Annotated in this window: 16 protein-coding genes; 10 read left to right on the top strand and 6 right to left on the bottom strand. The window is 65.8% G+C overall.

The annotated features are described in order from the left end of the window. Positions 1–22: 22 nt before the first annotated feature. The 4 genes from N551_RS0121355 to N551_RS0121370 all read left to right on the top strand — a co-directional run bounded on the left by N551_RS0121355 (position 23) and on the right by N551_RS0121370 (position 4,208). Complete coding sequence (locus N551_RS0121355) at positions 23–1,186, top strand: PA0069 family radical SAM protein (RefSeq protein ID WP_027568601.1); 1,164 nt, start codon at positions 23–25, stop codon at positions 1,184–1,186. 24 nt (positions 1,187–1,210) lie between these two features. After that, complete coding sequence (locus N551_RS0121360) at positions 1,211–1,666, top strand: VOC family protein (protein WP_027568602.1); 456 nt, start codon at positions 1,211–1,213, stop codon at positions 1,664–1,666. A 77-nt stretch (positions 1,667–1,743) separates the two neighbouring features. Beyond that, on the top strand, positions 1,744–2,601 hold the full coding sequence (locus N551_RS0121365) for a ribonuclease HII (RefSeq protein WP_027568603.1): 858 nt from the start codon (positions 1,744–1,746) through the stop codon (positions 2,599–2,601). A gap of 98 nt (positions 2,602–2,699) precedes the next feature. After that, entirely contained in the window at positions 2,700–4,208 is a 1,509-nt protein-coding gene (locus tag N551_RS0121370; protein ID WP_027568604.1) for a glycosyltransferase family 39 protein, read from the top strand. A gap of 124 nt (positions 4,209–4,332) precedes the next feature. Here N551_RS0121370 and N551_RS0121375 read toward each other — a convergent pair whose 3' ends face one another. Next, positions 4,333–5,142 (bottom strand): uracil-DNA glycosylase family protein, encoded by an 810-nt coding sequence (locus N551_RS0121375; RefSeq protein ID WP_027568605.1) that lies wholly within the window; start codon positions 5,140–5,142, stop codon positions 4,333–4,335. A 135-nt stretch (positions 5,143–5,277) separates the two neighbouring features. Here N551_RS0121375 and N551_RS0121380 point away from each other — a divergent pair, with 135 nt between their 5' ends. The 3 genes from N551_RS0121380 to N551_RS0121390 all read left to right on the top strand — a co-directional run bounded on the left by N551_RS0121380 (position 5,278) and on the right by N551_RS0121390 (position 9,990). Continuing rightward, entirely contained in the window at positions 5,278–6,939 is a 1,662-nt protein-coding gene (locus N551_RS0121380) for an electron transfer flavoprotein-ubiquinone oxidoreductase (protein WP_027568606.1), read from the top strand. A 335-nt stretch (positions 6,940–7,274) separates the two neighbouring features. Continuing rightward, positions 7,275–9,077, top strand: coding sequence for a tetratricopeptide repeat protein (locus tag N551_RS0121385; RefSeq protein WP_027568607.1), 1,803 nt, complete (start codon positions 7,275–7,277; stop codon positions 9,075–9,077). 28 nt (positions 9,078–9,105) lie between these two features. Continuing rightward, positions 9,106–9,990, top strand: coding sequence for a 4-(cytidine 5'-diphospho)-2-C-methyl-D-erythritol kinase (locus tag N551_RS0121390; protein ID WP_027568608.1), 885 nt, complete (start codon positions 9,106–9,108; stop codon positions 9,988–9,990). Here the strand turns inward: N551_RS0121390 and N551_RS0121395 are convergent. The 5 genes from N551_RS0121395 to N551_RS0121415 all read right to left on the bottom strand — a co-directional run bounded on the left by N551_RS0121395 (position 9,987) and on the right by N551_RS0121415 (position 14,742). Then, on the bottom strand, positions 9,987–10,847 hold the full coding sequence (locus N551_RS0121395) for an alpha/beta fold hydrolase (RefSeq protein WP_027568609.1): 861 nt from the start codon (positions 10,845–10,847) through the stop codon (positions 9,987–9,989). The two genes, N551_RS0121390 and N551_RS0121395, sit on opposite strands and share 4 nt — an antisense overlap. Positions 10,848–10,854: 7 nt before the next feature. Further along, complete coding sequence (locus N551_RS0121400) at positions 10,855–11,487, bottom strand: LysE family translocator (protein ID WP_027568610.1); 633 nt, start codon at positions 11,485–11,487, stop codon at positions 10,855–10,857. Positions 11,488–11,547: 60 nt separating this feature from the next. Further along, positions 11,548–12,804, bottom strand: a complete 1,257-nt coding sequence (gene fabF / locus N551_RS0121405; protein WP_027568611.1) for a beta-ketoacyl-ACP synthase II — start codon at positions 12,802–12,804, stop codon at positions 11,548–11,550. A gap of 1 nt (position 12,805) precedes the next feature. Continuing rightward, complete coding sequence (locus tag N551_RS0121410) at positions 12,806–13,321, bottom strand: helix-turn-helix domain-containing protein (RefSeq protein WP_027568612.1); 516 nt, start codon at positions 13,319–13,321, stop codon at positions 12,806–12,808. A 413-nt stretch (positions 13,322–13,734) separates the two neighbouring features. Further along, positions 13,735–14,742 (bottom strand): polyprenyl synthetase family protein, encoded by a 1,008-nt coding sequence (locus tag N551_RS0121415; RefSeq protein WP_007594965.1) that lies wholly within the window; start codon positions 14,740–14,742, stop codon positions 13,735–13,737. A gap of 132 nt (positions 14,743–14,874) precedes the next feature. On the opposite strand from N551_RS0121415, the gene N551_RS0121420 reads away from it, so the two are divergent. The 3 genes from N551_RS0121420 (at position 14,875) to N551_RS0121435 (ending at position 16,985) form a co-directional block, all read left to right on the top strand. After that, complete coding sequence (locus N551_RS0121420; RefSeq protein WP_007594964.1) at positions 14,875–15,102, top strand: DUF2007 domain-containing protein; 228 nt, start codon at positions 14,875–14,877, stop codon at positions 15,100–15,102. Next, positions 15,095–15,865 (top strand): tRNA1(Val) (adenine(37)-N6)-methyltransferase, encoded by a 771-nt coding sequence (locus tag N551_RS0121425; protein ID WP_027568613.1) that lies wholly within the window; start codon positions 15,095–15,097, stop codon positions 15,863–15,865. Before N551_RS0121420 ends, N551_RS0121425 begins: the two co-directional genes overlap by 8 nt. 211 nt (positions 15,866–16,076) lie before the next feature. Next, positions 16,077–16,985, top strand: a complete 909-nt coding sequence (locus N551_RS0121435) for a S49 family peptidase (protein ID WP_027568614.1) — start codon at positions 16,077–16,079, stop codon at positions 16,983–16,985. Positions 16,986–17,048: the final 63 nt, after the last annotated feature.

The raw sequence follows: 17,048 nt of genomic DNA on the forward strand, positions 1-17,048 counted from the left end.
TTCGACGTGCTATCTTGGCTTCATGAGTCCAGCATCCTCTCATGCTCTCAAGCACCCGCCGGTCACGGCGCCCTCCGAGCCGGCGGGTGCGCCTTCTGACTTCCCTGAGCTGGCGGTCGCCATCGACCGCCAGCGCAGGCGAGGCCGGGGCGCGCAGTCCAACGCCAGCGGCCGCTTTGAGGCCGAGGCGCGCGTCGCATTCGACGATGGCTGGCAGAGCCTTGAAGAACTGCCTCCGTTCAAGACCACGGTCGGGATCGACACCTCGCGCAAGGTGATCACCCGCAACGAATCTCCCGACATCGGCTTCGACCGTTCGATCAATCCCTACCGCGGCTGCGAGCACGGCTGCGTCTATTGCTTCGCGCGGCCGACGCATGCCTATCTCGGCCTGTCGCCGGGGCTCGACTTCGAGTCGAAGCTGTTCGTGAAGCCCGAGGCGCCGGCGCTGCTCGAGAAGGAGCTTGCGGCGCCGGGCTACGAGCCGCGGATGATCGCGATCGGCACCAACACCGATCCCTATCAGCCGATCGAGCGCGAGCGCAAAATCATGCGCGGCATTCTGGAGGTGCTGGAGCGCGCCGGCCATCCCGTCGGGATCGTCACCAAGTCGGCGCTGGTGACCCGCGACATCGACATTCTCGCGCGCATGGCCAAACGTAACCTCGCCAAGGTCGGCATCTCCGTGACCTCGCTCGATCCGAAGCTGGCGCGCACCATGGAGCCGCGGGCGTCCACGCCGCCGAAGCGGCTGGAGGCGCTGAAGCAGCTTTCCGAGGCCGGCATTCCGACCACCGTCATGGTCGCGCCCGTGATTCCCGCGCTGAACGATTCCGAGATCGAACGCATCCTGGATGCTGCCGCCCATGCCGGCGTCAAGGAAGCCTCCTACGTGCTGCTGCGGTTGCCACTCGAGGTGCGCGATCTCTTTCGTGAATGGCTGATGGCGAACTATCCGGACCGCTATCGCCACGTCTTCACGCTGATCCGCGACATGCGCGGCGGCCGCGACTACGACGCGAAATGGGGCGAGCGCATGAAGGGCACCGGCCCGATAGCCTGGACCATCGGTCGCCGCTTCGAGATCGCCTGCGACAGGCTGGGGCTGAACAAGCGGCGCTCCAAGCTGACGACGGATCATTTTGCCAAGCCGAAGCGGAACGGCGATCAGCTCAGCCTGTTCTGAGGGACGAAGTGGGAGAGGCGTCGCATGAGTAAGGAACTGCCAGCCCCGATCCCGCGGCTCACCGTCATCACGCTGGGCGTGAGCGACATCCGCGCCAGTATTGCCTTTTACGACGCGCTTGGTTTCTCGCGCCGGCTCAAGGTGACCGGCGAGGCCGTGGCGTTCTATGACACCGGCGGTCCGGTGCTGGCGCTATTTCCCTGGGATCAGCTCGCGGTCGACGCCAAATTGCCGGATCATCCGAGGCCATCGACGTTTCGCGGCATGACGCTCGCATGGAACTGCCGCGTGCCTGAGGAGGTGGACGCGGTGCTGGCCTTCGCCGTCAGCAAGGGCGCCGCGCTGCTGAAGGCCGCGCATGAGACCGACTACGGCGGTTATTCCGGCTATTTCGCCGATCCTGACGGCCATCCCTGGGAAGTCGTGGCCGCGCCCGGCGTCGAAGTCGGCGCGGACCGACGGGTGCATCTGGCGGAATAGGGCGGCTGACTTGAATAACGGGAATTGTCCGAGGTTCCCGGTTGCGCAGGTCATGCCGCTTGCGCACGATCCCGGCCATGATTCGGGATCAATCCGCCAAGAAGCCGGCCAAAGGCGCGCCCAAGAAGGCTGCGCCTGAGAACAAGAAGGCAGCGCCTAAGAACGAGAAGGCTGCGCCCAAAAAAATCGCCAAGGCGCTGGCCGGCAGCAAGAGCGCCATCATCGTCGCCCCAAGCTTCCGCCGCGAGCGCGCGCTGATCAAGCGCGGCGTCTGGCCGGTGGCGGGCTGCGATGAGGCCGGCCGCGGGCCGCTGGCCGGTCCGGTGGTGGCGGCGGCGGTGATTCTCGATCCCGACCGCATTCCGCGCGGCATCGACGATTCCAAGCGCCTGACCGCCGAGGAGCGCGAAAGGCTGTTCGACAAGATCTGCGCCACCGCCCAGGTCTCGGTGGCCGTCGCCTCGCGCGCCCGCATCGACCGCGACAACATCCTGCGTGCCTCGCTGTGGGCGCTGAAGCGCGCCGTCGTGGCGTTGCCCCAGCAGCCCCGGCACGTCTTCGTCGACGGCCGCGACCGGCTCGACACGGCATGCGATTGCGAGGCCGTGATCGGCGGCGACGGCATCGTCCTGTCGATCGCAGCGGCCTCGATCGTCGCCAAGGTGACGCGGGACCGCCTGATGTGCGCGCTGGCTCAGGACTGCCCCGGGTACGGTTTCGAGCAGCATAAGGGCTACGCCGTGCCCGAGCACCTCGATGCACTCAACCGCCTCGGCCCCACCGTCCACCACCGCAGCTTCTTCGCCCCCGTCGCCGCCGCACGCGCCAAGCACATGCCCTGGACGGTCGAGCCGGCGCAGGATCTGTTTGCGGTGACCGAGATCGAGCTGCAGGTGGACACGAGCTCGGAAATCGACGTGTCGGCAAATCTCTAGACGAGACTCGGTTGCCACGACGCGTCGCGCCCTCTATCAAAATAGTCGTGAGCGAATAGGGCCGGCTTCACGGGTTGGCTGCATCTTTCGGACGTTGCATGCGGTTTACCTCCCTGGTCATCGAGCTCATTCGCGCGCGGCCGCGGCTGATCGTCTGGATCGCCGTGCTGCTCCAGGCCGCGATGTGGCTGTTCGTGGCGCTGGTGTTTTATCGCAACCCGCCCGGCAGCCTCGCGACTCTGCTGGCCTTCGGCCGCGAATACCAGGTCGGCACTGATTTGGGCCCGCCCTTGCCGGTCTGGCTCGCCGACATCGCCTATCGCGCTGCCGGCGGCCACGTGTTCGGCGTCTACGTCCTGGCGGAGCTCTGTGGGGTCGCGACCTTCATCGCGCTCTATCATCTGTCCCGCGCGGTGGTCGGCGCCCAGCAGGCAGTGCTGGCCGTGCTGCTGACCATGACGCTGCTGGCCTTCTCCTCGCCCGTACTCGACTTCGGCCCGCTGGTGCTCGCGCGGCCGCTCTGGGCACTGCTGCTGCTGCATTCCTGGCAGATCATCGGGCAGCGCCGCGGCAACGCCTGGTTTGCGTGGTCGATCGAGGCGGGCCTCCTGCTGCTGACGACGCCGGCTGCGATCTTCCTGCTGCTGCTGATCGTCGTCTTCGCGCTCGCAACCGCGGACGGCCGCCCCACGCTGCGCGCATTCGACCCGCTGTTTGCGCTTGTGGTGGTCGCCGTGCTGGCATTGCCCTATGCCGTCTGGCTGATGCGCGCCGAGGCGTTTGTCCTGCCGGCCTTGCCTGCGGTCAGCGAGCTCAATGCCCGCGCACTTCACGCGGCCTGGCTGCTCGGGGGGCTCCTGCTCGGTGCGGCGGCGATCCCGGCGCTGACCGTGCTCAACACCGGCCTGTTCGTTCCCAAGAACGAGGAGGCGCCGATTATCTACCGCCCGCCGGTCGAGCCGCTCGCGCGCAATTTCGTCTATTTCTTCGCGCTGGCGCCGGCGCTCGGCGCGGTGCTGATCTCGGGCCTGCTGGGCCTCGACGCCGTCGTCGGCGGCGCCGGCGTCGTGCTGGTGTTGTCGGGGCTCGCCGTGGTCGTGGGGGCCGGCGATCTCATCGCGATGCGCCGCGCGAGGATGCTGCGGATGGTCTGGGCGGCCGCCGTCATTGCGCCCGCAATCGGCGTCGCGCTCGCCGTCCTGTTGCTGCCGTGGACCGGTGCCAACGAGATCGCGACCTCGATGCCGGCGCGCGCGATTTCGGACTTCTTCGACGAGAGCTTTGCCCGCCGCACCAATCATCGCCTGCGCGCGGTGGCCGGCGAGACCCAGCTTGCGAGCCTGATCACGCTGCATTCCGGCCGGCCGCATCTGTTCATCGATGCCCAGCCTTCACGCACGCCGTGGATCAATCAGGCCAAATTCAACGAGACCGGCGGCGTCGTGGTCTGGCGTGCCTCCGACACCGCGGGCACCCCGCCGCCGGACATTCTCGCGCGCTTCCCGGGTATCGTGCCGGAAGTGCCGCGCGCCTTCGAATGGCTGGTGACCGGCCGTCAGCAACTGCTGCGCATCGGCTGGGCCATCGTGCGGCCGAAGGGGACTTAGTCGCTCGCTCTTTCCGTCGTCATTGCGAGGAGCCCTTGCGACGAAGCAAGCCAGAGTCCCTCCGCGGAAAGATTCTGGATTGCTTCGCTGCGCTCGCAATGACGGGGAGAGGTCGTACGCCTCCTCACGCGCCCGCCAGCACCTTCGCGATCGCGCGCAGATCCTGCCAGGCGAGCCGCTTGTACGACGGCGAGCGCAACAGATAGGCGGGGTGGAAGGTCGGCAGCGCGCGAATGGTGCGCCCGCCCGTCTCGTAATCGAACCAGCGGCCGCGGGTACGCATGATGCCTTCGCGGGTCGACAGCAGCGTCTGCGTCGAGGGATTGCCGAGCGTCACCAGCACATCCGGATTCACCAGCTCGATCTGGCGCTGGATGAAGGGCAGGCAGATTTGCGTCTCCTGCGGCGTCGGCGTGCGGTTGCCGGGCGGCCGCCAGGGAATCACGTTGGCGATGTAGGCGGTGGTGCGGTTGAGGCCTATGGCTCCGATCATCAAGTCGAGCAGCTTGCCGCTGCGCCCGACGAAGGGCAGCCCCTCGATGTCCTCGTCGCGGCCCGGTGCCTCGCCGACGAACATGATGCGCGCCTGCGGATTACCGTCGGCGAAAACCAACCGCGTCGCCGTGTGCTTCAGCGCGCAGCCGTCAAAGCTTTGCATCAACTCGCGCAGCGCCTCCAAGGTCGGCGCGGTGCGTGCGGCCTCGCGCGCCGAGGCGATCGCGATGTCGGGCGCGGGGGCCGCCTCGCCGCGCAACACTGCCGGCGCGGCGGCCGGCCGTGGGGCCTCGACCGGAGGTGGCGCGCGCGGGGCCGGAGGTGGAACATCCAATTCCGCCAGGCGGTCGATCGGTTCCTCCGCGAGCGTGCAATCGACTCCTGCCTCCAGATAGAAGGCGAGAAGCTCTCGGACCGTGGGTGCGGGTTCTGGGATCATCGGAAAGTCTGACTATTAGTCCAGTTTGGGGCGCCTTGCACCCCGGCGAAACGCATTTCCGAGGTTGTCCTACCCGGAAAAATCGGAAACAAGAGGGCGCAATCGACCAAGGACCGTCTCAAGGGCTGAGATCAGATGAGCACCGAAGAACTTCCCGCGCGCGAATCCATGGAATTCGACGTCGTCATCGTCGGCGCAGGCCCCTCGGGCCTGGCTGCGGCGATCCGGCTGAAGCAGATCAATGCCGATCTCAACGTCGTCGTGGTGGAGAAGGGCTCCGAGGTCGGTGCGCATATTCTCTCCGGCGCCGTGATCGACCCGGCCGGGCTCGACAAGCTGATGCCGGACTGGCGCGAGGATTCCGATTGTCCTCTGAAGACCCAGGTGAAGGACGACCGCTTCTACTGGATGACGGGCGGCGGCGCGATTAGGCTGCCTAACTTCATCATGCCGCCGCTGATGGACAATCATCACTGCTATATCGGCTCGCTTGGCAATGTCTGCCGCTGGCTGGCGCGCAAAGCGGAAGCGCTAGGCGTCGAGATCTATCCGGGCTTTGCCGCCGCCGAAGTGCTCTATGACGAGCAGGGCGCGGTGAAGGGCATCGCCACCGGCGACATGGGCATCGGCCGGGACGGTAAGCCCAAGGACTCCTTTACCCGTGGCATGGAATTGCTCGGCATGTACACGCTGTTCGCGGAAGGCGCGCGCGGCAGCCTGACCAAACAGCTCATCGCGAAGTTCGCGCTGGATACCAAGAGCGAGCCGGCGAAATTCGGCATCGGGCTCAAGGAAGTCTGGCAGATCGATCCCGCCAAGCACCAGAAGGGCATGATCCAGCATTCGTTTGGCTGGCCGCTCGATCTGAAGACCGGCGGTGGCTCGTTCCTCTATCACTACGACGACAACCTCGTTGCCGTCGGCTTCGTCGTGCATCTCAACTACGACGACCCGTATCTGTCACCGTTCGACGAGTTCCAGCGTTTCAAGACCCATCCGTCAATCCGCTCCACCTTCGAAGGTGCCAAGCGGCTCGCCTATGGCGCGCGCGCCATCACCGAGGGCGGCTATCAGTCGGTCCCGAAACTCAGCTTCCCCGGCGGCGCCCTGATCGGCTGCGCGGCCGGCTTCGTCAACGTTCCCCGGATCAAGGGCGTGCACAACGCGATGGGCACGGGCATGCTCGCCGCCGAGCACGTTGCGTCCGCCATTGCCGCCGATCGCGCCAATGACGAGATCGTCGACTACGAGAACGCTTGGCGCTCCTCCTCGGTCGGCAAGGATTTGTTCCTGGTCCGCAACGTCAAGCCGTTGTGGTCGAAGTTCGGCACGGTGCTCGGCGTTGCGCTCGGCGGCTTCGACATGTGGTGCAACACGCTCTTCGGCGGCTCACTGTTCGGCACCCAGTCGCACGCGAAGCCCGATCGCGCGACGCTCGATCCGGCCAAGACCCACGCGCCGAGAACCTACCCGAAGCCGGACGGCAAGATTTCCTTCGACAAGCTCTCGTCGGTGTTCCTGTCCAATACCAATCATGAGGAGGACCAGCCGGTCCATCTCAAGGTCACGGACATGAACCTCCAAAAGACCTCCGAGCATGACGTGTTTGCAGGTCCGTCGAATCGCTATTGCCCGGCCGGCGTCTATGAGTGGATCGAGGAAGGATCGGGTCCGCGCTTCCAGATCAACGCCCAGAACTGCGTCCACTGCAAAACCTGCGACGTGAAGGACCCCAACGGCAATATCACCTGGGTTCCCCCGGAGGGCGGCGGCGGTCCGAACTACGAGGCGATGTAGGCGGGGTCAGCAAGCCGCAATCCAGGTTACCAAGGCCCAAGGCGACCAATATTGCGTGACCTTGGCCCTGCGACGCACGTTCGCGTGAGAACCCGGCCGCGGTCCCGCTCCGTGGTCACGATAAGGCCATACTGGCGGCGTCTTGGGGCGCTCTTGACCGGTCACTTGGCCGATTTGGGGCGTGCGGAGGGGATCGCCCGGCCCGAATCCTTGCGGTGAAGCGCCAAAAGCGGCATTGTTGGCCCGACGGTTCCGGGTCCCCATGCCACCGGCCGCGTTCGCATGCGATACGGCCTTCTTCAGACCCAGGCACTACCAACTCAAGGCGAGCCCTGATGTTTTCAAATCGTTTCAACCGCTGGACTGTTGCCGCCATCGCCCTCATGGGCACAGCGATCGCGACGGTCCCCGGCAGGGTCCTGGCGCAGACGCCGGATCATCCGTCCGACACGGCGGCGCAGTTTCCGACCCGAAACGATCTGAAGGCGCTGACCACTTCCGGCAGCTATCTCGCCGCCCGCCACGCCAGCGTCGAGCGCGATGCGGCCTCCGCCGCCGCGTTCTATCGCTCGGCCCTGCGCACCGATCCCAAGAACAACGAGCTGCTCGACCGGGCCTTCATCTCCTCGGTTGCCGACGGTGACATCGACGAGGCCGTCAAGCTCGCCGAGCGCATCCTGACCATCGACAAGACCAACCGCGTTGCGCGCCTCGTCGTCGGGGTGCACGATCTCAAGTTCAAGAAGTATGCGACGGCGCAGACCAACATCAACCAGTCGATCCGCGGTCCGATCACCGATCTTGTCGCCACGCTGCTGTCGGGCTGGGCCGCCTATGGTGCGGGCGATGCCAAGGGCGGTGTCGCCACCATCGACAAGCTGGCCGGTCCGGAATGGTATCCGCTGTTCAAGGATCTCCATGCCGGCATGATCCTCGAGCTCGCCGGCAAGGAGAAGGACGCTGGCACTCGGTTCGAGCGTGCCTACAAGCTCGACGATTCCATGTTGCGTGTCACCGAGGCCTATGCGCGCTGGCTGTCGCGTAACAAGGACTCGGCCGCCGCGACCACGGTCTACCAGGCTTTCGATAAGAAGCTCGCCCGCCATCCGCTGATCGTGGAAGGATTGCGCGACACCAAGGCCGGCAAGAAGATGCCGCCGCTGGTCGATAGCGCGCAAGCCGGCGCCGCCGAAGCGCTCTACGGCATCGGCGCCACACTGACCCGCCGCGGCGGCGAGGATCTGGCGCTGGTCTATCTCCAGCTCTCACTCTACCTCCAGCCCACCCATCCCCTGGCGCTGCTCTCGCTCGCCGATCTCTATGAATCGGTGAAGCGGCCGCAGATGGCGATCAAGGTCTACGAGCGCGTGCCGGCGTCCTCGCCGCTCAAGCGCAACGCCCAGATTCAGCTCGCCATCGATCTGGATTCCGCCGACCGCACCGACGAGGCGATCAAGATCCTCAAGGGCGTCACCACTGAGGATTCCAAGGATCTCGAAGCCATCATGGCGCTCGGCAACATCGAGCGCGGCCGCAAGAAGTTTGGCGAATGCGGCGCGACCTATTCGCAAGGCGTCGACGTGCTGCCGGCCGGCAACGACAAGGCCAACAGCGTCTGGTATTATTATCGCGGCATCTGCGAGGAGCGCTCCAAGCAGTGGGGCAAGGCCGAAGCCGACATGAAGAAGGCGCTCGAGCTGCAGCCCGACCAGCCCCACGTCCTCAACTATCTCGGCTATTCCTGGATCGACCAGGGCATCAATCTCGACGAAGGCATGAAGATGATCAAGCGGGCGGTCGAGCAGCGCCCGGATGACGGCTACATCGTCGACTCCCTTGGCTGGGCCTATTACCGCATCGGCAATTACGAGGACGCGGTGAAGAACCTCGAGCGCGCCATCGACCTCAAGCCTGAGGATCCCACCATCAACGATCACCTCGGCGACGCCTATTGGCGTGTCGGCCGCACGCTGGAAGCCAAGTTCCAGTGGGCGCACGCCCGCGATCTCAAGCCCGAAGCGGATGAGCTTCCGAAGATCGAGGCCAAGATTGCAAACGGAATGACCGACGACAATTCGAACTCCTCGGCTGCGCAGGCGGAGAAGGAGAAGAAGAAGGACGACGGCAAGGGCGGCTGAGCGAGTTGAAGTTGGGGGCGTGTCGTCTATGCCGGCGTTGATTGAAGAAGGGCGCGCGAAGGTCAATCTGAGCCTTCGCGTGGTCGGCCGTCGTGCCGACGGCTATCATGATCTCGAAAGCGTGGTCGCTTTTGCCGACTGCGCCGACCGGCTCACGCTGGAGCCCGGCGGCGAGCTGAAGCTCACCACGACGGGGCCGCTCGCGGCGGCCTGCGGCGATATGGCCGACAATCTCGTGTTCAAGGCGGCCAAGCTCCTGGCCGAAGCCGTCCCGAACCTGAAGCTGGGCGCCTTCGCGCTCGACAAGGTGCTCCCGGTCGCCGCCGGCATCGGCGGCGGCTCGGCCGACGCCGCGGCGGCGCTGCGGTTGCTGGCGCGTCTCAACGATCTGTCGCTCGACGACGCCCGCCTCCAGAAGGTTGCGCTTGCGACCGGTGCCGACGTGCCGGTGTGTCTGTTCTCGCGCGCCTGTGACATGACCGGTGTCGGCGAACAGCTGCTGCCGCTGGCGTTGCCGAGCATGCCCTGCGTGATGGTCAATCCGCGCGTGCCGGTCGCGACCAAGGATGTGTTTCAGGCGCTGGGCCTGCGCAGCGGCGAACTCCTGGTCGGCGCCACGTCCGTCTTCGACGGTCCGGCCTGGCCGGGCGAGGGCGCCTCCATTGCCGATTGGGTCGACACGCTCGAGACCGTCGCCAACGATCTCGAAGCCCCCGCGATGCGCATCGAGCCTGTCATCGGCGACGTGCTGGAAGCCTTGCGTGGCTCCGCCGGCGTCAAGCTCGCCCGCATGTCCGGCTCGGGTGCGACGTGTTTTGCGATCTATGGCGCATTTGCCGAGGCGCATGCCGCCGCCGAGAAGATCCGCAGGGATCATTCGGGTTGGTGGGTGCACGCGGGGACGCTGAGCTAGGCCAGCCCGAGAAACCGCCGGATCTCGCCCAACACCTCTTGCGGCTTGTCATGTTGCAGCCAGTGTCCGGCGCCGGCGATGGTCTCGACACGCGCCTGCGGAAAGTAGCGCTCCAGGCCCGCGGCCCTCGCGCCAGCCAGAAAGCTTTCGCCGGCATTCAAGAGCAGCGTCGGACAGGTGATGCGCGACCACAGCGCGATGTGATCGTCCGGCCAGAGCCGGTGCGGCGCAGAGGCGCGCTGGTAGGGATCGAACTTCCAGCTATAGGTGCCGTCCTCGTTCTGCCGCGCGCCGTGGGTGGCGAGATGCAGCGCAAGGTCGCGGGACAGCCGCTTGTTGTGAAGGACCATCTGCGCCGCGGCGTCTTCGAGGGTCGAATAGCGGCGCGGTGCGCGGTCGTGCAGCTTGTCGAGCTGACCGACCCATTTGCCGATCCGCTCGTGTACCGGCGGCTTTGGTGTATCCGGCAACATCGTCACGCCGTCGAGCACGACCAGCTTCGAGACCTGTTCGGGGAATGCCCCTGTAAAGATCAGGCAGACCATGCCGCCCATGGAATGGCCGATGAGAGTGACTTGAGGGGCCGCGACGGCACGGACGAGCTGGGCGAGATCGTACACATACTCCGTCAGCGCGTAGCTGCCGCCTTTGGTCCAGTCGGAATCGCCGTGCCCGCGCAGGTCGGGTGCGAGCACGTGAAAATGCGGCTGCAGCGACCGGGCGATGACGTCCCAGCTCCGGCAGTGATCGCGCCCGCCATGGACCAGGATGGCGACGGGCGCGCCATCGTTGCCCCAGTCGGCATAGTGCAGCCGCAGGCCGTGAGACTCGTAGATGCGGCTTTGCGGGGCGAGCATGGTGGCGCTATCCATTCACCGGCCGCCGCGCCAGCGCCAGCGACAGCCCGAGCCCTGCGATGAAGACGCCGGAACCCTGGGTGAGACGCCGCATCAGCTGCGGCCTTCCGATCAACTGCGTGCGTGTCGCGGAGGCCATCAGCACCACCACGATGTCGGCGAGCGTGTTCAGCGTCACCGAAATCGCACCCAGCATGATGAATTGCAGCGTCGGGTTCGATCCCGCCGGGTCGAGGAACTGCGGAATGAAGGCGAGAAAGAAGGCGGCGGTCTTCGGGTTCAGCGCCTCGACCAGCACGCCGTCGCGAAAGGCTTGCTTGTCGCCGATGGGCTCGCTGTCGAATGACAGCGCGCGGCTGGCGCCGCGAAAAGTCCTGATGCCGAGCCAGACCAGATAGAGCGCGCCGACAAATTTCACGGCGGCAAACAGCTCGGCGCTGGCAAGGATGATCGCAGAGATGCCGAGGCTGCCTGCGATCACATGAACCAGCCCGCCGAGCGCGGTGCCCGCGGTCGATGCAAAACCGCTGGCGCGCCCTTCCGACAGGGTCCGTGCCGCCACGTAGAAAATGCCGGGGCCGGGAACGGCGGCGATGAGACAAGCTGCGGCCAGGAACAGCCAGAAATTCGTGTTGATCATCCTGCTTTGGTAGCGATGCTTGCCGCGATTGCAAGGCCCGTCGTTTGCAAGGCCCGTCGTTCAGCCCATCCGGCGGAAGATCACGCTGGCATTCACTCCGCCGAAGCCGAACCCGTTCGAGATCGCGTGCTGCATCGGCATCGGGCGCGCCACACCGGCGACGATGTCGATGCCGTCCGCGCCCGGATCAGGGTTCTCGAGGTTGAGGGTCGGCGGCGCGATCTGGTCGTGCAGGGCGAGCACGGTGAAGATGGCCTCGAGCCCTCCGGCGGCGCCGAGCAGATGGCCGGTGGCCGATTTGGTCGCGCTCACGGCGATGCCGCGGTGACGACCGAACAGCGCGGCAATCGCGCCAAGCTCGCTCTCGTCGCCGGCCGGTGTTGACGTTGCATGCGCGTTCAGATGCTGCAAATCGGCAGGCGCAAGCTTGGCCTGCCGGAGCGCGATCTCCATGGCGCGCCGGGCGCCGTCGCCGTCAGGCGGACCCGATGTCATGTGATAGGCGTCGGCAGTCGTGCCGTATCCGACGATCTCCGCGATCGGCGTCGCGCCGCGCGCCAATGCATGCTCCAGCTCCTCGATCACCAGGATGCCGGCGCCTTCGCCCATGACAAAACCGTCGCGGTCGCGATCGAACGGGCGCGAGGCGCGCGCGTCATTGAACCCGCTCGATAGTGCGCGGGCCGCGGCAAAGCCGCCGAGGCTGACGATGTCGATGCAGGCTTCCGCACCGCCGCAGATCGCCACATCAGCCTCGCCCGCGCGGATCATGCGCGCGGCATCGCCGATCGCCTGAACGCCGGCGGCGCACGCCGTGACCGGTGTGCCCAGCGCTCCCTTGTAGCCGTATTTGATCGAGACGTGGCCGGCCGCGAGATTGGCGAGGAAGGAGGGGATCGTGAACGGCGACAGCCGGCGCGGGCCGCGTTGTTCGGTGATGCGCACCGCTTCCGCCATCGCCGGAAAGCCGCCGACGCCGGAGGCGATGATCGTCGCAGTCCTCTCCAAAGCCGCAGCGTCCTGCGGCGTCCAGCCGGCCTGCGCAACCGCCTCTGCGGTGGCGAGCAGCGCGAACAGGATGAAGCGGTCCATCTTGCGCTGGTCTTTCGGCGCGGCGGCCTGCGCGGGATCGAAGCCGCCGTCCACGTCATCGGCCTTGTCGGGCACGAGGCCGGCAATGCGTGCGGGCAGCGCCTGCGACCATTCCGGCAGCGGGCGCAGCCCGCTTTGACCGGCCAGCAGCCGGCGCCAGGACAGCTCGACACCGCAGCCAAGCGGCGACACCGCGCCTATTCCCGTCACGACGATACGACGCATGTCAGTCTCCAGCCGGCGCGACGGCCGGGTTCATGGCTTTGAGCGAGGTCAGCCGTTTGCGCATGACACGGCTGGCGCGGGGACCGGCGATGATGACCGCATTGGTGAGCGTGATCGGCTGCATGTCGGCGGCATCGACCACGACCGGATTGAATGGACGACGATCGTGCCGGTTCGCGAGCAGGATCGCTTCGCCCTTCGGTGCGAGATGCTTGTTGCCCCAGGCGAGCAGGGTTGCGACCACGGGGAAGAAGTCCCGCGCCTTGTCCGTCAGCACATATTCATAGCGCGGCGGCCGTTCATTGTAGCGGCGGCGGACGAACATGCCGCTTTCGGTGAGATGGGCCAACCGTCGCGACAGGATGTTCGGCGCGATCCCGAGGCTTTGCGAAAAATCGTCGAACTTCGTTGCGCCCTGGAAGGCATCCCGCAGGATCAAAATGCTCCACCATTCGCCGACCGTCTCCACGGCGCGGCCGACGGGACATTCCTGGATGGAGGCGGATTTGGGCTGCATGGTTCGAAAGTAGGGATGTAACTTTCAAAATGCAAGTGACAAGGGCAACTTCCCCGCACGGGAGGACGAGGTGCGGGACTGCAAAACTATCTCTGCGATCCGGATGCGAGTTGGCGAGCGACGCCTGCGCTCCTTGCTCCGTCATTGCGAGCGGAGCGAAGCAATCCAGAGTCCCTCTGCGAAAAGATTCCAGATTGCTTCGCTGCGTTCGCAGTGACGCTGTTGATGCAGTGGTGGCGCTACCTCAACGATGTCGTCCGGGCGAAGGCCGGGACCCATAGCCACGACTGTTGTTGTGGTGCACGATCGTTGCCACAGACGCTAAGACAACGCTGATCGGGGTAATGGGTCCCGGCCTTCGCCGGGACGACACTGAGGGTGTGGCTACCAGCAAGCGCTAAGGATGCAAGTAGCTAATGCGACCGTGCCAGACAGAACGCCACGACCTGCTCCAGCGCGCTCTTCATCGGCGAGGACGGGAATAGCGCCAGCGCGTCCACCGCCATGGCGCCGTAGTGCTGGGCACGGCTGCGCGTGTCTTCGAGCGCACGATGCTTGTTCATCAACCCGATGGCGTGGTCGAGGTCGGTGTCGCCGATCTCGCCGCGCTCGAGCGCGCGGATCCAGAAGGCGCGCTCGGTGTCGTTGCCGCGGCGGAAGGCGAGCACGACGGGCAGCGTGATCTTGCCCTCGCGGAAATCGTCGCCGGTATTCTTGCCGAGCTTGGCGCTCTTTCCGCCATAGTCGAGCACGTCGTCGACGAGCTGGAAGGCGATGCCGAGATTCATGCCGACCGAGCGACAGGCGGTCTGCTCCGCCTTCGGGCGATTGGCGATCACGGGTCCGACCTCGCAGGCGGCCGCGAACAGCTCGGCGGTCTTGCCGCGGATCACGGCGAGATATTCGTCCTCGGTGGTCGCGGTGTTCTTGGCGGCGGCAAGCTGCATCACCTCGCCCTCGGCGATGGTGGCGGCGGCCGCGGAGAGAATGTCGAGCGCGCGGAGCGAGCCGACCTCGACCATCATGCGGAAGGCCTGGCCGAGCAGGAAGTCACCGACCAGCACGCTCGCCTCATTGCCCCAGAGCATGCGTGCCGACAGCTTGCCACGGCGCATCTCGCTTTCGTCGACGACGTCGTCATGGAGCAGGGTGGCGGTATGCATGAACTCGACGCTGGCGGCGAGCTTGATATGGCCGTCGCCGGTGTAGCCGGCGAGGTTGGCCATGGCCAGCGTCAGCATCGGCCGCAGGCGCTTGCCCCCGGAGGAGATCAAATGGTTGGCGACCTCCGGGATCATGGTCACGTCCGAACCGGTCCGCGACAGGATCGTGGCGTTGACGCGCTCCATGTCACCGGCGACAAGGGCAACCAGCTCTTCGATCGACGCGCCGGGAGTTTCGAAAGGTACGATGACGGCCACGCCGGTCTCCAATATTTGCCCCGGAAGGGCTATTCTGATGGAAAGACAATAGAAACTGGACGGGGATGCGGCAAGGGCCGTGGAACCATTGACATTTGGTGCTTAATCCCCTTCAGGCAGGAGGCCTGTGTTTTGCGAGAACTGGTTCGGACCAACGATATGGTGCTGGTGTCGGCGATCGGCGCGCTGCTCGACGGCGCCAACATCCATCATCTGGTACTGGACCAGAACATGAGCATCATCGAGGGCTCGCTTGGCATTTTGCCGCGGCGGATCCTGGTCCATGAGGACGACGCCCTCGAAGCCCGGCAGCTTCTGACCGAGGCCGGCCTCAGCCACGAACTGCGCGGCGATGAGTGAAGCACTGGCAGACCTCACCGAGGACGCCTTTCTCGGCGGGCAATTGCGGCTGAAGCAGAAGCGGTCCGGCCATCGCGCGGGGCACGACGCCATTCTGCTCGCGGCGGCGACGGAGGCGAGGGCGGGCGACCGCGTCGTCGATCTCGGCGCCGGCATTGGCACGGCCGGGCTTGCGTTGGCGCGGCGCGTTGCCGGGATCAGGCTCGGCCTGGTCGAGATCGATCCCGAGCTGGCGGAGCTTGCGCGCGCCAATGCGGCAGCGAATGCGATTGCCGCCGAGACGATCGTGCTCGACGTCACCGCGGACGCGCAGGCCTTCGCGGCCAGCGGGCTCGTGCCGGACAGCGTCGACGTGGTGCTGATGAACCCGCCCTTCAACGATCCCGCTCGCCATCGCGGCTCGCCCGATCAGGCGCGCCAGATCGCGCATGTGGCGACGGATGAGACGCTGAATGCCTGGGTGCACGCGGCGCGGCGCATCCTCCGCTCGAATGGCGCGCTGACATTGATTTGGCGCGCAGATGGGATCGCGGAGGTTTTGGCGGGACTGTCTCGCGGCTTCGGCAGTCTCGCGATTCTGCCGGTTCACGCTGAAGCCGAGCGGCCCGCGATCCGCGTGCTGGTGCGCGCGGTCAAGGGCGGGAGGGCCCCGGCACGATTGTTGCCGGGCCTCGTGCTCAACGAGGAATCACGCGTGCCTAAAAAAGAGGTGATGGATATTCTGGAGGGAAGGGCGGCTCTACCCCTGGTGGAGCCGTGCTGAGCTATTGCGGAAGCGATTCCGACTGCTGCTCTTGCGGAGTCGTCAGGCGGATCGCCATGAACAGCGCACCGATCAGCAGCATCAGCAGATAGATTTTCATGGTGTTCTCCGCTGGCCCATTGCAGCCTCTCAACGGGGGTTCTGCAAAACACGTTCCGGGCCCTTCCAATGACAGTCGCGTGATAAGAAATAGTTAATCAGAGGTAACGGCATGGCCGAACAATTGAACGATCGTGAGAGTTCCGGCCTGGCCGACAAGCTCATGCAATATCTGCCGGCGCGCTTCCGTCCCGGAACGGCCGTGGTGCCGGTGGTGCGGCTGTCCGGTGTGATCGGTGCAGTGACGCCGCTGCGCCCGGGCATGACGCTCGCGACCGTTTCGCGGGTGCTGGAGCGGGCGTTTTCGACGCGCAACGCCAAGGCGGTGGCGCTGGTGATCAATTCGCCCGGCGGCTCGCCGGTGCAGTCGCGCCAGATCTACCTGCGCATCAAGCAGCTCGCGGCGGAGAAGAAGCTGCCGGTGCTGGTGTTCGTCGAGGACGTCGCGGCCTCCGGCGGCTACATGATCGCCTGCGCCGGCGACGAGATCATCTGCGATCCGTCCTCGATCCTCGGTTCGATCGGCGTGGTCGGCGGCAGCTTTGGTTTCCAGGAGGCGATCAAGCGGCTCGGCATCGAGCGGCGCCTCTACACCGCCGGCGCGCACAAGGCGATGCTCGACCCGTTTCTCCCTGAAAACCCCGACGACGTCGCCAAGCTGAAGGCGCTCCAGCGCGAGATCCACCAGATATTCATCGCGCTGGTGAAGGAAAGCCGCGGCGCGCGGTTGAAGGGCTCCGACGACACCCTGTTCACGGGCGAATACTGGGCCGGCGAGAGTTCGATCGCGCTAGGGCTCGCCGACAGCATCGGCGATCTCCGCTCAACTCTTCGTGCCCGCTTTGGCGAGAAGGTTCTCACCCCCGTGATTGCCCAGCCGACCGGTCTGCTCTCCGGCCTTTTGGGTCGGAAATCGCCCGGCGCGGGGCAGCTTTCGGCCATGGAATCAATGGCCAGCCTGCCGGACGAGCTGATCTCCGCGGTCGAGACGCGGTCGATTTGGGCGAAATTCGGATTCTAGACGGAGCCCTGCCGCGCCATTTGGCCCCAAGGAGACTTGAAGCCGTGCCAATTGCGGCGCGGC

This window comes from Bradyrhizobium sp. URHA0013 (assembly GCF_000518345.1).
Taxonomy (GTDB): Bacteria; Pseudomonadota; Alphaproteobacteria; order Rhizobiales; family Xanthobacteraceae; genus Bradyrhizobium.